The 14362-nt window shown below is 65.2% G+C and carries 15 protein-coding genes; 2 read left to right on the top strand and 13 right to left on the bottom strand.

What is annotated here, in order from left to right; translation table 11 throughout:
* The 11 genes from atpD to prmC form a co-directional block, all read right to left on the bottom strand.
* The coding region (gene atpD / locus ACTIAO_RS14730) for a F0F1 ATP synthase subunit beta (RefSeq protein WP_441906949.1) at positions 1-1189 on the bottom strand (1189 nt) is incomplete at its 3' end.
* Between the two features lie 23 nt (positions 1190-1212).
* Complete coding sequence (locus ACTIAO_RS14725; protein ID WP_441906948.1) at positions 1213-2115, bottom strand: F0F1 ATP synthase subunit gamma; 903 nt, start codon at positions 2113-2115, stop codon at positions 1213-1215.
* 17 nt (positions 2116-2132) lie between these two features.
* Complete coding sequence (atpA, locus tag ACTIAO_RS14720; protein WP_441906947.1) at positions 2133-3773, bottom strand: F0F1 ATP synthase subunit alpha; 1641 nt, start codon at positions 3771-3773, stop codon at positions 2133-2135.
* 47 nt (positions 3774-3820) lie between these two features.
* Entirely contained in the window at positions 3821-4609 is a 789-nt protein-coding gene (locus tag ACTIAO_RS14715) for a F0F1 ATP synthase subunit delta (RefSeq protein WP_441906946.1), read from the bottom strand.
* A complete protein-coding gene (locus tag ACTIAO_RS14710) occupies positions 4609-5181 on the bottom strand; it encodes a F0F1 ATP synthase subunit B (protein ID WP_441906945.1) in 573 nt (190 codons plus the stop codon). Before ACTIAO_RS14710 ends, ACTIAO_RS14715 begins: the two co-directional genes overlap by 1 nt.
* A gap of 29 nt (positions 5182-5210) precedes the next feature.
* On the bottom strand, positions 5211-5459 hold the full coding sequence (gene atpE, locus ACTIAO_RS14705) for a F0F1 ATP synthase subunit C (RefSeq protein WP_417508412.1): 249 nt from the start codon (positions 5457-5459) through the stop codon (positions 5211-5213).
* Positions 5460-5508: 49 nt separating this feature from the next.
* Complete coding sequence (atpB, locus tag ACTIAO_RS14700) at positions 5509-6309, bottom strand: F0F1 ATP synthase subunit A (protein WP_441906944.1); 801 nt, start codon at positions 6307-6309, stop codon at positions 5509-5511.
* Positions 6310-6447: 138 nt separating this feature from the next.
* A complete protein-coding gene (locus ACTIAO_RS14695; protein ID WP_441906943.1) occupies positions 6448-6933 on the bottom strand; it encodes a hypothetical protein in 486 nt (161 codons plus the stop codon).
* Positions 6930-8105 (bottom strand): MraY family glycosyltransferase, encoded by a 1176-nt coding sequence (locus ACTIAO_RS14690; protein WP_441906942.1) that lies wholly within the window; start codon positions 8103-8105, stop codon positions 6930-6932. The genes ACTIAO_RS14695 and ACTIAO_RS14690 overlap by 4 nt, the downstream gene beginning before the upstream one ends.
* The gene (locus ACTIAO_RS14685; protein WP_441906941.1) at positions 8102-8815 is read right to left on the bottom strand and encodes an L-threonylcarbamoyladenylate synthase; all 714 of its coding nucleotides are present in this window, start codon (positions 8813-8815) and stop codon (positions 8102-8104) included. Before ACTIAO_RS14685 ends, ACTIAO_RS14690 begins: the two co-directional genes overlap by 4 nt.
* 60 nt (positions 8816-8875) lie before the next feature.
* Positions 8876-9736 carry a peptide chain release factor N(5)-glutamine methyltransferase gene (gene prmC, locus ACTIAO_RS14680; RefSeq protein WP_441906940.1) on the bottom strand — a complete coding sequence of 287 codons (861 nt, stop codon included), beginning with the start codon at positions 9734-9736 and terminating at the stop codon, positions 8876-8878.
* 104 nt (positions 9737-9840) lie between these two features.
* On the opposite strand from prmC, the gene cysK reads away from it, so the two are divergent.
* A complete protein-coding gene (gene cysK, locus ACTIAO_RS14675; RefSeq protein WP_441906939.1) occupies positions 9841-10779 on the top strand; it encodes a cysteine synthase A in 939 nt (312 codons plus the stop codon).
* Positions 10780-10801: 22 nt separating this feature from the next.
* Positions 10802-11374, top strand: a complete 573-nt coding sequence (epsC, locus tag ACTIAO_RS14670) for a serine O-acetyltransferase EpsC (protein ID WP_441906938.1) — start codon at positions 10802-10804, stop codon at positions 11372-11374.
* Positions 11375-11392: 18 nt separating this feature from the next.
* Here epsC and prfA read toward each other — a convergent pair whose 3' ends face one another.
* Together prfA and rho are read right to left on the bottom strand one after the other, a co-directional pair.
* The gene (prfA, locus tag ACTIAO_RS14665) at positions 11393-12472 is read right to left on the bottom strand and encodes a peptide chain release factor 1 (RefSeq protein ID WP_441906937.1); all 1080 of its coding nucleotides are present in this window, start codon (positions 12470-12472) and stop codon (positions 11393-11395) included.
* Between the two features lie 24 nt (positions 12473-12496).
* Positions 12497-14362 (bottom strand): transcription termination factor Rho (gene rho, locus ACTIAO_RS14660; RefSeq protein WP_441906936.1); only part of this gene is annotated, 1866 nt, incomplete at its 5' end.

Raw genomic sequence — 14362 nt, 5'->3', positions numbered from 1 at the left:
CGAGGATCGCGATGATCTCCTGCAGTTCCTTGTTCTTCTGGAGGATCTGCTTGACTGTGGTGGCGACGCGGTAGTGGTCCTCGCCCAAATAGCGGGGGTCCATGATGCGCGACGTCGAGGTCAGCGGGTCGATGGCCGGGTACAGACCCTTCGACGCGATCTCACGGCTGAGCTCGGTCGTCGCATCGAGGTGCGCGAAGGTCGTCGCCGGGGCCGGGTCGGTGTAGTCATCGGCGGGAACGTAGATCGCCTGCAGCGAGGTGATCGAGTGACCGCGCGTCGAGGTGATGCGCTCCTGAAGAACACCCATCTCGTCGGCGAGGTTCGGCTGGTAGCCCACGGCCGAGGGCATGCGGCCCAGCAGCGTCGAGACCTCGGAGCCGGCCTGCGTGAAGCGGAAGATGTTGTCGATGAACAACAGCACGTCCTGCTTCTGCACGTCGCGGAAGTACTCCGCCATCGTCAGTGCCGACAGGGCGACGCGCAGACGCGTTCCCGGCGGCTCGTCCATCTGGCCGAAGACGAGAGCGGTCTTGTCGAAGACGCCGGCCTCTTCCATCTCGGCGATCAAGTCGTTGCCCTCACGGGTGCGCTCACCGACACCGGCGAACACAGACACACCACCGTGATCCTGCGCAACACGCTGGATCATCTCCTGGATGAGGACGGTCTTGCCGACACCGGCACCACCGAAGAGGCCGATCTTTCCACCGAGCACGTACGGGGTCAGAAGGTCGATCGACTTGATGCCGGTCTCGAACATCTGCGTCTTCGACTCGAGCTGGTCGAACGACGGAGGCTGACGGTGGATGGGCCAGCGCTCAGTGATCTCGATCTTCTCGCCGGGCTCGGCGTTGAGGACCTCGCCGATCACGTTGAAGACCTTGCCCTTGGTGACGTCGCCGACGGGAACCGAGATGGCCTCGCCGGTGTCGCGCACCTCCTGGCCACGGACCATGCCGTCCGTGGGCTTGAGGGAGATGGCGCGGACGAGGTCGTCACCGAGGTGCTGCGCGACCTCGAGGGTGATCTCGTTCTCCTCGTCACCGATCGTGATCGTGGTCTTCAGCGCGTTGTAGATGTCCGGAATCGAGTCGTGCGGGAACTCGATGTCGACGACCGGGCCCGTGACGCGTGCGACGCGCCCGACGACCGCGGTCCCAGCCTCAGCTGTGGCGGTGGGGGTCATATCTTCGTCTCTTTCTTGATGGTCTATTTGCTCGACGAGAGGGCGTCGGCTCCACCGACGATCTCAGCGATCTGCTGCGTGATCTCCGCCTGACGCGCATTGTTGCGCAGACGGGTGTAATCGGTGATGAGCTTGTCAGCGTTGTCGCTGGCCGACTTCATCGCCTTCTGCGTCGCAGCCTGCTTCGCGGCCGACGACTGCAGCAGGGCGTTGAAGATACGGCTCTGCAGGTACACCGGGAGGATCGCGTCGAGCACTGTCTCAGCATCCGGCTCGAACTCGTAGAGCGGGTAGACCGCACCTGTGGGTTCGGCCGCAGCCTCGTGCTCCACGATCTCAAGCGGAAGCAGACGCACCGTCTCCGGCTCCTGCGTCATCATGCTGACGAACCGGTTGTAGACGAGGTGCAGCTCGTCCACGCCGCCGTCCTCCGTGTCGCGGTTGAAGGCCTCGAGCAGCGTGGCTGAGATCTCCTCCGCGGTCTTGAAGTGCGGCGTATCGGTGTCGCCGGTCCACTCTGCCGAGGCCGTGATGCCCCGGAACTGGAAGTATCCGACGGCCTTGCGGCCGACGAGATAGTAGACCGGTTCGCTGCCCTGAGACCGAATCAGCTCGCCGAGTTCCATCGCCTCGCGAAGAATCTGCGAGTTGAAGGCACCGGCAAGGCCGCGGTCCGACGAGAAGACCACGACGGCGGACCGTCGGATCGTCTCTGGCTCACGCGTGAGCGGGTGGTCGACGTTGGAGTACGTCGCGACGGCAGATACCGCCTGCGTCACGGCCCGCGCAAAGGGCGAGGACGCGCGAACGCGCCCCATCGCCTTCTGAATGCGCGAAGCCGCGATGAGCTCCATCGCCTTCGTGATCTTCTTGGTCGTCTGAGCAGAAGAGATCTTCTGCTTGTAGACCCGGAGTTGAGCGCCCATGATTCAATACCCGCGCGTTACGCGCGACGACCCTTGACGATCTTCTCCTGGTTGACGTCGTCCAGCTCCTGGGCAGCATGCTCCTCGTTGCCCAGCGCGCCGATCGACTGACCCTTGCCGCCCTGGAATTCCAGGACGAAGGCGTCGATCTGCTTCTCGAGCTCGGCCACCGTCTCGTCGGAGAGGGCATTCGTCTCACGCAGGGTGTCGAGCACCTTCGTGTTGCGACGCAGGTGATCGAGCAGCTCGCGCTCGAAGCGAAGCACATCGGAAACCTCGATGGTGTCGAGCTTGCCGTTGGTGCCTGCCCAGATCGAGACGACCTGGTCCTCGACCGGGTAGGGCGAGTACTGCGGCTGCTTGAGCAGCTCGGTCAGACGCGCACCACGGTCGAGCTGACGGCGAGACGCCGCATCGAGGTCGCTCGCGAACATCGCGAAGGCTTCGAGCGAGCGGTACTGCGCAAGCTCGAGCTTCAACGTTCCGGAGACCTTCTTGATGGACTTCACCTGAGCGTCACCACCGACTCGCGAGACCGAGATTCCGACGTCGACCGCAGGACGCTGGTTGGCGTTGAAGAGGTCGGACTGCAGGAAGATCTGGCCGTCGGTGATCGAGATCACGTTGGTCGGAATATACGCCGAGACATCGTTCGCCTTGGTCTCGATGATCGGAAGACCGGTCATCGACCCCGCGCCGAGCTCGTCGGACAGCTTCGCGCAACGCTCCAGCAGACGGGAGTGCAGGTAGAAGACGTCGCCCGGGTATGCCTCGCGGCCCGGCGGACGGCGAAGGAGAAGCGAAACCGCACGGTAGGCCTCGGCCTGCTTCGAGAGGTCATCGAAGATGATGAGGACGTGCTTTCCGCCGTACATCCAGTGCTGGCCGATCGCAGAACCCGTGTAGGGAGCGATGTACTTGAAGCCGGCAGGGTCGGATGCGGGAGCGGCGACGATGGTGGTGTACTCCATCGCCCCGGCGTCTTCGAGCGCACCCTTGACGGAGGCGATCGTCGAGCCCTTCTGGCCGATGGCGACGTAGATGCAGCGCACCTGCTTGTCGACGTCACCCGACTCCCAGTTGTCCTTCTGGTTGATGATCGTGTCGATCGCGATGGCCGTCTTACCGGTCTGGCGGTCGCCGATGATCAGCTGACGCTGGCCACGGCCGACGGGGATCATTGCGTCGATGGCCTTGATGCCGGTCTGCATCGGCTCGTGCACACTCTTACGCTGCATGACGCCGGGCGCCTGCAGCTCGAGCTCACGACGTCCCTCCGACGCGATCTCACCGAGACCGTCGATCGGGTTGCCGAGCGGGTCGACCACTCGTCCGAGGTAGCCGTCGCCGACCGCGACCGAGAGGACCTCGCCGGTGCGGCGAACTTCCTGACCGGCCTCGATACCGGAGAAGTCGCCCATGACGACCGTTCCGATCTCGTGCTCGTCGAGGTTCAGTGCGAGGCCCTGCGTGCCGTTCGCGAACGTGAGGAGCTCGTTCGCCATGACGCCGGGCAGGCCCTCGATGTGAGCGATGCCGTCCGCAGCGTCTACGACGGTGCCGACCTCGGTCGCTGCTGCGCCTGTGGGCTCGTACGCAGCGGCGAAGTCCTTCAGCGCGTCACGGATGACGTCGGGGCTGATCGAAAGTTCTGCCATTGTCTTCCCTTTGTATCTGGGTGCGCGGTTGCCCGCGCGAAGTCGTATTAGCCCGCGAGCTTCTGTCGAAGATCGGCGAGCCGCGCGGAGATGCTGCCGTCGATGACGTCATCGGCGACCTGCACGCGCAGTCCGCCCACAACGGTGGGGTCGATCACTTCATTGATTGAAACGTGGCCCTCATAGCGTGCGGCCAGTGCGTCGCCGAGTCGGGTGCGCTGAGCAGCCGACAGCGGTGTTGCCGTGTGTACCGTGGCCACGATGCGCCCGCCCTGAGCGGAGACGATCTTCATCGCCCGGTTCAGCAGCTGACGAACGCGACGTCCACGCGGCTGGCGGACCAGCGACGAGACGATCAGCACGGTCGGCTCACTGGCCTTGCCACGCAGAAGCTTCTCGGCGAGGGCTCCCTTGGCGGTGTCATCCCCGAGCCGTCCCCCGAGCGCGAGCTCGAGTTCCGCGTTCGAGGCGACCACGCGCAGGAACGAGAACAGCTCGCCCTCGATGTCGGCGTCTGGTTCAGCGATCGCAGTTGCACGGATGGCCAGCTCTTCGATCCCGGCGATGAGACCAGAGGCATCCGACCACCGCTGCGCCACCGCAACCGAGACCAGCTGCCGGGTTGCCTCGGACATCGAGGCGAACACCGAGCCGACGACCTTCTCGCGAAGTCCGGCGGGTGCGGCAGGATCGGCAAGCGCGCCGCTCAGCTGCCCGGACTCGCCCACCAGACGTGCGACGGTGAACAGCTCACCGGCCGTACCGAGGGTGACGCCCTTCGCCTGAGCGAGAGCCGCCGTCGAAGCCGCGAGTGCTTGAGTGGTCGCGCTGCCCATTAGGCTCCTCCGCCCGGTACCTGAGCCTGTCGAAGGTCTGAGGCTTCGAGGTCTGCGAGGAAGCGGTCGACCACGGCGTTGGCACGCGCGTCATCGGACAGCGTCTCGCCGACCACGCCACCGGCGAGGTCGATTGCGAGCGTGCCGACCTCAGAGCGGAGTGCGACGAGCGTCGACTGACGCTCGGCCTCGATCTGGGCCTGCGCCGAAGCGGTGACGCGTGTGGCCTCAACCGTTGCAGCATCCTTGGCCTCGGCGACGATCTTCTTGCCGTCCTCACGGGCGGCTTCGCGGATCTCACCGGCCTCGGTGCGTGCTTCTGCAAGCTGGCGGGTGTACTCCTCGAGTGCTGCCTCAGCCTGCTTCTGCGCCTCATCGGCCTTGGCGATGTTGCCCTCGATCGCGGCGGACCGCTCGTCGAGCATCTTGGCCACCTTCGGGAGCGCGACCTTCCACGCCACGATCAGGATGAGGACGAAACAGACCGCAGACCAGACAATGTCGTACACCGCCGGGAGAAGCGGGTTGTGCTCCGCATCCTCGGCTGCGAGCGTGACAAGAGCGTTCAGCATCCTGTCTCCTTACGTGTGGTGGGAATGGATCAGTAGCCGAAGAGGAACGCCACGCCGATACCGACGAACGCGAGGGCCTCGGTGAAGGCGATACCGATCCACATGGTGCCCTGGAGCTTGCCGGACAGCTCAGGCTGGCGGGCGACGCCCTCGATCGTCTTGCCGACGACGATGCCCACACCGATGGCCGGGCCGATGGCTGCGAGACCGTAGCCGACGTTCGCGATCGAGCCGGTGATGTCGACGTTGATCGAGGCGAGAACAGAGATGGGATCCACTGGATCTTCCTTTCATTGTTGGGGAGCCGGAGCGCCCCGCTAGCTGTGATTAGTGTTCGTCCGCGACTGCGAGCTGGATGTAGACCGCGGTGAGGATGGTGAAGACATACGCCTGGAGGAATGCCACCAGGATCTCGAACGCCGTGAAGGCGAAGCCGAATGCGAGCGTGCCCGCACCGAGCACCGTCCACAGACCGCCCATGGAGAAGATGAAGAACTGCGTCGCTGCGAAGAACAGCACCAGCATGAGGTGGCCGACCATCATGTTCATCAGAAGTCGCAGGGTCAGCGTGACCGGACGGACGATGAACGTCGAGATGAACTCGAGCGGCGCCACGATGATGTACAGCGCCGGCGGGACTCCAGGGGGGAACAGCGAGTTGCGGATGAAGCCCCACGGGCTCTTGCGCAGACCGGCGTAGATGAAGGTGACGTACGAGATCACCGCGAGCATCAGTGGCACGGCGATGATGGCAGTACCGGCGATGTTCAGGAACGGGATGATGCCCGTGATGTTGAAGATCAACGTCATGAAGAAGATCGTCGTCAGCAGCGGCAGGAACCGGTTGCCGTCCTTCTTGCCCATCATGTCGTGTGCGACGTTCACGCGAACGATGTCGAAGAGCATCTCGAGCACGCCCTGCGCGCGACCGGGGACGAGCTTAAGCTTGCGCGTGCCGAGCCACAGGATCAGCACGACCACGATCGTGGCGAGGAACTGCACCAGGTGGATGCGGTGCACCGAGAGCGGCCCGATGCTGAAGAGGATCTCCGGGAAGAACTCCGCGATGGACGGTGGGTGGAATTCATCCGTTGCGAATCGGACGAGGAGGCTCGCGGCGTGAGTCAACGTTGCTCCAGCTTCTGGGCATCGATCAATATCGACGCGAAGATTGGGTGACGGATTTCAAGCTGAATCAGCACTGCTCGCACGACGCAAGCGACCGCTCAGCGAATCCGGATTTAGACTATCAAGATTTTTTCAGGCTCACGAATCGACATCCTCTTCGGGGTTTCTCGTGGGCAGCACGACATCCGACACATGCGGAACGCGGAGCTTGTTGAAAGCGACCGCGTCGATCACGAGGCTCACCACGATGCCGGCCACGAGCGACAGGAAGATCACACCGGGGACGACCCAGCTCTGCTCGCGCAGAATCACGATCGCGACGATGAAGATGACCAGCTTGAACAGCCATCCCCCCATGACGATGCCGAAAAAGACGGTGGCGAACATCTCCCGGCCGTACCAGCGGTTCGCGATCAGCACGCTCATCGGGGTGAGGGCGAGGAAGATCACGGCGAGGCCGACACCGGCCAGTCCGCTCCACAGTCCGTCGGCGCCGGCGACGAGGAAGCCGATACCGCAGCTGAGGATGATGAGGGCGACGGCTGCGATCCCTGTCCACAAGAGCACGGTCCGCAGCACGGGATTGATAGACGGGGCAGCTGCGCGTTCGGGGGTGTCGCTCATCGGGTCTCCATGGGTGGGGCCTGTTCGGTGGGCTCAGCGGGCACACTGGGCGTGCGCTGGGTGGGCAGAAGTGTCACGACGAGGCACGCGGCCGCGCCGACGATGCCGAAGACGACGCCGGGCAGATACTGACCGGGCCAGTCCTCGCGGGAGCCGACGTACATCAGCAGCACCGCGAGCGAGATGATCGCGGTCCAAGCGTAGAAGATCAGCACGGCATCCCGGTCGCGGTGACCGAGATCGAGCATCCGGTGGTGCAGATGCTTGCGATCCGGTGCGAAGGGTGAACGCCCCGCGCGCATGCGTCGGAAGACGGCCAGTCCGAAGTCCAGCAGCGGGAGCATGACGACGACCAGCGGCAACAGGATCGGGATGAACGCGCCGAGCAGCTGAGAGCGCCCGAATTCCTCCGGCTCCATCGCAGCGGAGGACATCTGTCCGGTCAGAGCGATCGCCGACGTTGCCATGAGGAGTCCCATGACGAGCGCCCCAGAGTCGCCCATGAAGAGCTTCGCCGGGCTCCAGTTCAACGGCAGGAACCCCACGCACGCGCCGATCGCGACAGCGGCGAGGAACGAGGCGAGGTTGAAGTAGCTACTCGCACCGGTGTCTCTGGTGAGGAAGTACGAGTACGCGAAGAAGACGCCGTTCGCAATCAGGCAGACGCCGGCGACCAGCCCGTCGAGTCCGTCGATGAAGTTGACCGCGTTCATGACGACGACGATCGCGAACATGGTGACGGCGATGCTCAACCAGCTCGAGAAGATGATCATGTCGCCCAGTGGCAGGGCGAGGATCTGCAGACCGCCGACGACGGTGATCATGCCCGCGGCGAGGAACTGCGCCCCCAGCTTGATCATCCAGTCGATATCGAGCAGGTCGTCGATGACGCCGATGACGGCGATCAGGAGAGCCGCGCCCAGCACCGCCCACATCGTCTGCGGTGGAACCCACATGATGCTGAAGAACGGGTTGGCCGCCGACACCCCGATCGCGGCGGCGATGCCGAGGAACATCGCCACTCCCCCGAGACGCGGCGTCGGGGTCGTGTGCACATCGCGCTCCCGGATGCCGGGATAGAGCTTGAATCGCAGGCTCAGCTGCCAGACCACCCACGACATGATGAAGGTGATCGTCGCCGTGAGGATGATCGTGAAGAGGTACTGCTTCACGCGGTGCCGTCCGCCGTGCCCTCCGGCGATTCCTGCGGCTCGAGCAGCTCGCCCAGGATGCTCTCGAGCTGCTTGTGCGTCACGGCGCCTTCCCTGAGCACGCGGACGCGCGGCACGGAGGTGTCATCGGCACCGCGGCGCACGAGAGAAGTCGCATCGATGATCGTCGAGGCGATACCCGTCTCGCTGAAGCCGGCATCGAGATACACCGAAACACTTTCACCCAGCATCTCGCGGGCGATCTCTGCCGAGATCGCCGCGGCTTTGCCGGTGAGGTTGGCGCTGGACACCGCGAGCGGGCCGGTCTCCTCGAGAATCTCCTGCGCTACTCGCTGGTCGGGCATGCGGACCGCGACCGTACCGAGAGTGTCGCCGAGGTCCCAGGACAGCGATGCCTGCGCGGGCAGGATGATGGTCAGCCCTCCCGGCCAGAATTCGTCGACCAGACGCTGAACGGGTTCGGGAATCTCCTCCACAAGCGCCGTCAGCGCCGCCTGTCCGGCGACCAGCACCGGTGGCGGCTGATCCCGGCCGCGCCCCTTCGCATCGAGCAGCCGCTGCACCGCCGAAGGCGAGAATGCGTCTGCGGCGACACCGTAGACGGTGTCTGTGGGCATCACGATGAGTTCACCGCGAGCGATCGCCTGACGCGCGTTGCGCATTCCGGCGAGCAGCTGGGCCTCATCGCGGCAGTCGAAGAGAGAGGTCATGACCTTCACAGTCTACGTGTACACCGTGCACGCGACACGTGCGCACGCCTGCTCGCGACCTCAGGCCTTGAGCGCTGTCGTCGCGCGGTCGCGGTGGGTGAGATCAGGGTGCGTCGTCGGCGCACGCCAGCCGTCTGCTGCGAGGAGGGCGCGGATGTCGGCGCCTTGCAGCTCGCCGTGTTCGATCACGAGCAGCCCACCGGGCCGCAGCAGTCTGATCGCGCGCTGACTGAGGATCCGGACGACATCGAGCCCGTCCGATCCGCCGTAGAGCGCCAGGCTCGGATCATGCAGCCGGACCTCCGGATCCCTGGGGATCGCATCGTCCGGGACGTACGGAGGATTGGAGATCACCACCGCCGCCGTGCCGTCGAGTTCTTGGAGCGTATCGGCGAGGTCGCCGAGCACCAGCGTGAGGTTCGCAGCATCCGCGGTGTTGCGTGCAGCCCAGGCATGCGCCTGGGACGACAGCTCCACCGCGAAAATGCGCGCGTGAGGGACCTCCGTCGCCATCGCAAGCCCGATCGCACCGCTCCCCGTGCACAGATCGACACCGATCGGGGCGGGATCGGCATCCATCAGGAGCGCGTCGATCGCGAACTGCGCCACGATCTCGGTCTCGGGACGAGGCACGAAGACGCCGGGGCCGACGGCCAGCTCGAGATGACGGAACGGCGCGACTCCCGTGAGGTGCTGCAGAGGTTCACGAGCCGCACGCCGCACGATCAGGGCGTCTATCGCGAGGGCGTCGCTCTCATCGAGTGCGTCGCCGCGGATGATCGCGGCCTGCACTTCGCCGCGGCGCTGACCCAGGACGTGCCCGGCGAGCAGTTCCGCATCCACGACCGGATCGGGGATTCCTGCGGCAGCGAGCCGCTCGGCGGCGTCGCGGACAGCGGCGGCGATGGTCGTTTGCGGCATCCCTTCAGCGTACGTGCTTCGGGATTCCGTCCTGTCACATTGCCCCGTCTGTGCATCCGCTCGAATAGGCTGGCAGGGCACGTTCCGCGAACGAAAGGTCAGCCATGCCCGGCATCCACAACGACATCACCACCGCTTTCGGCAACACGCCGCTGGTGCGGCTGAACCGCGTCACCGAGGGCGTTGGGGCGACAGTTCTCGCAAAGCTCGAGTACTACAACCCGGCATCCAGCGTGAAGGACCGTATCGGCATCGCGATGGTGAATGCGGCCGAGGCCTCCGGCGAGCTCAAGCCCGGCGGAACGATCGTCGAGTCCACCAGCGGCAACACCGGTATCGCACTGGCGATGGTCGGAGCCGCTCGCGGCTACAAAGTGATCCTCACCATGCCCGCCTCTATGTCGAAGGAACGGCGCGTGCTGCTGAAGGCCTTCGGCGCCGAGATCGTGCTCACCGATCCCACCAAGGGCATGAGCGGCGCGATCGAAGAGACCGAGAAGATCGTCGCCGCCACTCCCGGTGCCGTCTGGATCAAACAGTTCGAGAACGCGGCGAACCCGCAGATCCACCGCGAGACCACGGCGCAGGAAATCCTGCGTGACACCGATGGAAACATCGACATCCTCGTCGCGGGCATCGGCACGGGCGGCACTGTGACCGGTACCGGGCAGGCGCTGAAGGCGGCCAAGCCCGGCGTTCAGGTCATCGCGGTCGAGCCGAAGGACTCCCCTGTCCTCACCGAAGGACACCCCGGACCGCACAAGATTCAGGGCATCGGCCCGAACTTCGTCCCCGCTGTACTCGACCGTGACGTGCTCGATGAGGTCATCGCCGTCGAGTTCGACGAGTCGCTCCGCCTGGCACGCGAGCTCGCCGCAAAGGAGGGTCTGCTGGTCGGCATGTCATCCGGTGCGGCTCTGTCGGCAGCCCTGCAGGTCGCAGCCCGCCCCGAGAACGCCGGCAAGACGATCGTCGTCGTGATGCCGGATACGGGCGAGCGCTACATCTCCACTGCCCTCTTCGAGGATCTGCGCGAGAGCTGAGCCGACGAAAAGACCGACGACCATGGGCATCATCTCGCGCGTGCGCGAGGACATCGCAGCTGCGCGCCTCCGTGACCCCGCCGCCCGCTCTGGGCTCGAAGTCGCGCTGCTGTACCCGGGGCTGCATGCGATCTGGGCGCACCGGGTTTCGCATGCTCTGTGGCGTCGTGGTTTGCGGTTCCTCTCCCGTGCGAATTCACAGCTCGCGCGGGCGGTGACCGGCGTCGAGATCCATCCCGGTGCGCGGATCGGACGACGCTTCTTCATCGATCACGGCTCCGGAGTCGTCATCGGTGAGACCGCCGAAATCGGTGATGATGTGATGCTCTATCACGGGGTCACGCTGGGCGGACGAACGCGGGACGACACCGGAAAACGGCACCCGACACTCGCAGACGGCGTTGTGGTCGGTGCAGGAGCCAAGATCCTCGGCCCCATCACCGTCGGGCGGAACACGGTCGTCGGCGCCGGGGCCGTGGTCACCAGAGATGCTCCGGAGAACAGTGTCCTCACCGGTGTGCCGGCCCACGCGCGCAAGCGCCGCAAGCACGACGACTTCAGCAACCTGCGACTGTCGTCGGACTACTCGATCTGAGCGGGTAGCCCGCGAGCGTCAGGAATCCTGGCCGATAGCGGCCAGCCGCGCTTCTTCGTCCGCCGTGATCGCAGACTCGATGATCGGGTCGAGCGCACCATCCATCACCTGATCGAGGTTGTAGGCCTTGAAGCCCGTGCGGTGATCGGCGATCCGGTTCTCCGGGAAGTTGTACGTGCGGATGCGCTCGGAGCGATCCATGCCGCGGATCTGGGACTTCCGTGCGTCGGAGGCGATCGCGTCCAGTTCCTCCTGCTGCTTCGCCAGCAGCCGTGCGCGCAGCACACGCATGCCGGCCTCGCGGTTCTGCAGCTGCGACTTCTCGTTCTGCATCGACACCACGATGCCGGTGGGAACGTGGGTGATCCGTACGGCGGAGTCTGTCGTGTTCACGGACTGACCACCGGGTCCGGACGAACGATACACATCGATCTTCAGATCGTTCGGGTCGATCTGCAGCTCTTCGGGCTCGTCGACCTCGGGAAAGACGAGCACGCCGGTGGTCGAGGTATGGATGCGCCCCTGTGACTCCGTCGCGGGAACCCGCTGCACGCGGTGCACGCCACCCTCGTACTTCAGATGTGCCCAGACGCCCTGAGAAGGGTCGGACGACGACCCCTTGAGCGCGATCTGCACGTCTTTATAGCCACCGAGGTCGGACTCGTTGCGCTCGAGCAGTTCGGTCTTCCACCCCTTGTGCGCCGCGTACTGCGTGTACATGCGCAGCAGATCGGCGGCGAACAGGGCCGATTCAGCACCGCCCTCCCCCGCCTTGATCTCCATGATCACGTCCCGAGCGTCATCCGGGTCGCGCGGGATCAGCAGTCGACGAAGACGCTCCTGCGTCTGCGCCACGCCCTCTTCGAGAGCGGGAACCTCTTCTGCGAACGCGTCATCCTCTTTGGCGAGCTCGCGTGCGGCCGCGAGATCGTCGGATGCTGCGACCCACGCGTCATATGACGCGACGACCCTGCTGAGCTCTGCGTAGCGGCGGTTGACCCGCTTCGCGCGTGGCGCATCGGCGTGCACCGCCGGGTCGGAGAGCTCCTCCTGCACCCGGCGGTGTTCATCGATCAGTGCCTGAACGGACTCGAACACGCCTTTGCTCCGATCAGCGCCGGATCAGCGGATGCTGTTCTCGTGGCTGTGGCTGGAGCCGCCCGCGACCGGCGCTGGCATCGACTTCTGCATCTGCACGAGGAACTCGACGTTGGAGTTCGTCTCCTTCAGCTTGCCGAGCACGACCTCCAGGGCCTGCTGCTGGTCGAGACCCGCAAGGGCACGACGCAGCTTCCAGGTGATCTTGACTTCATCAGCAGACAGCAGCATCTCTTCGCGACGGGTGGAGGACGCGTTGACGTCGACGGCCGGGAAGATGCGCTTGTCGGCGAGCGAACGCGACAGGCGCAGCTCGCTGTTGCCAGTGCCCTTGAACTCCTCGAAGATCACCTCGTCCATCTTGGACCCGGTCTCCACCAGCGCCGTGGCGAGGATCGTGAGCGATCCACCGTTCTCGATGTTGCGCGCGGCGCCGAAGAAGCGCTTCGGCGGGTAGAGAGCAGCGGCGTCGACGCCACCGGTGAGCACACGGCCCGAAGTGGGCGTTGCGATGTTGTACGCACGGCCGAGACGGGTGATCGAGTCGAGCAGCACGACGACGTCGCGTCCCAGCTCCACGAGGCGCTTGGCACGCTCGATGGCGAGCTCGGCGACCGTGGTGTGGTCCTCTGCGGGGCGATCGAAGGTCGAAGCGATGACTTCGCCCTTGACGGTGCGCTCCATGTCGGTGACCTCTTCAGGTCGCTCGTCGACGAGTACGACCATGAGGTGGGCCTCGGGGTTGTTCTGCGCGATCGCGTTCGCGATCTGCTGCAGAACGATGGTCTTCCCCGCCTTCGGGGGTGCGACGATGAGTCCGCGCTGGCCCTTGCCGATCGGGGCGACCAGGTCGATGATGCGCTGGGTCAGCTTCTCGGGGGCCGTCTCCAGGCGCAGTCGCTCCTGCGGGTACAGCGGGGTGAGCTTGCCGAACTCCACACGGGTGGCGGCGTCCTCGACGGACAGGCCGTTGATCGAATCGACCTTCACCAGGGCGTTGTACTTCTGACGCCCCTGCTGCTCGCCCTCACGCGGCTGCTTGATGGCGCCCACGATCGCGTCGCCCTTGCGCAGGTTGTACTTCTTCACCTGGCCGAGCGAGACGTAGACGTCGCTGGCGCCCGCGAGATATCCCGTGGTGCGCACGAACGCATAGTTGTCGAGGACGTCGAGGATGCCTGCGACGGGGATGAGGACGTCGTCCTCGCCGATCTCGGTCTCGAACTCATCGGATGCTCCGCCGCCACGACGCTTGTTGCGCTGGCGACCGCGGCCATTGCCGTCGTCGTCGGAGTTGCTGTTCTGAGACTGCTCCTGGCCGTTCTGACCATTGCCGTTCTGGCCGTTGCTGTTCTGCCCGCGGCCGCGATTGCGGCTGCGGCTACGGCTGCGGTTGCGGCCGGAGCTGTCGTCGCCATCGCCGTTGTCGCCGGAGCTGTCGTTCGAATCGGACTGCGACTTCTCGCCGTTGTCGGACTTGTCCGCCTGGTCGGACGATGACTTGTCGGCCTGGGAGTTGTCGTTCTTGCCGTTCTTGCCGTTCTTGCGCGGACGCGAGTTCTTCTCTTTCGGAGCGTCGTTCGCGGTGTCCGTGTCGCTCTTCGCGGAGTTCGCGTCTGCGGCGTTGCCCTCAGACTTCTCGGAAGCAGGCTTGTCGGATGCGGGCGTCTCGGAAGCAGGCTTGTCGGATGCGGACGTCTCGCCAGCGGGCTTCTCGGCCACAGGAGCGGCATCCGTCTGCTCAGACTTCTTGGTGCGGCGTCCACGGCCGGTCGTCTTCGGCGCGGCCTCAGCCGGCGCCTCGGCGCTGTCCGAAACCGACGCGGATGCCGGAGCGGATGCTGCGGGTGCGGCATCCGACTCGGCAGGAGCACTCTCGGCGTCCGCCTT

The organism is Microbacterium sp., assembly GCF_052099035.1.
Lineage (GTDB): Bacteria > Actinomycetota > Actinomycetes > Actinomycetales > Microbacteriaceae > Microbacterium.
Note: the sequence above shows the minus strand (reverse complement) of the source record. Positions and strands in the feature narration are given on the sequence as shown.

Coding starts and splice junctions, on each gene's coding strand:
- ACTIAO_RS14715 (WP_441906946.1), bottom strand. CDS start 4,609: ATGGGCAGCGCGACCACTCAAGCACTCGCGGCTTCGACGGCGGCTCTC.
- ACTIAO_RS14710 (WP_441906945.1), bottom strand. CDS start 5,181: ATGCTGAACGCTCTTGTCACGCTCGCAGCCGAGGATGCGGAGCACAAC.
- cysK (WP_441906939.1), top strand. CDS start 9,841: ATGCCCGGCATCCACAACGACATCACCACCGCTTTCGGCAACACGCCG.
- ACTIAO_RS14695 (WP_441906943.1), bottom strand. CDS start 6,933: ATGAGCGACACCCCCGAACGCGCAGCTGCCCCGTCTATCAATCCCGTG.
- prmC (WP_441906940.1), bottom strand. CDS start 9,736: ATGCCGCAAACGACCATCGCCGCCGCTGTCCGCGACGCCGCCGAGCGG.
- ACTIAO_RS14725 (WP_441906948.1), bottom strand. CDS start 2,115: ATGGGCGCTCAACTCCGGGTCTACAAGCAGAAGATCTCTTCTGCTCAG.
- atpA (WP_441906947.1), bottom strand. CDS start 3,773: ATGGCAGAACTTTCGATCAGCCCCGACGTCATCCGTGACGCGCTGAAG.
- epsC (WP_441906938.1), top strand. CDS start 10,802: ATGGGCATCATCTCGCGCGTGCGCGAGGACATCGCAGCTGCGCGCCTC.
- ACTIAO_RS14685 (WP_441906941.1), bottom strand. CDS start 8,815: ATGACCTCTCTCTTCGACTGCCGCGATGAGGCCCAGCTGCTCGCCGGA.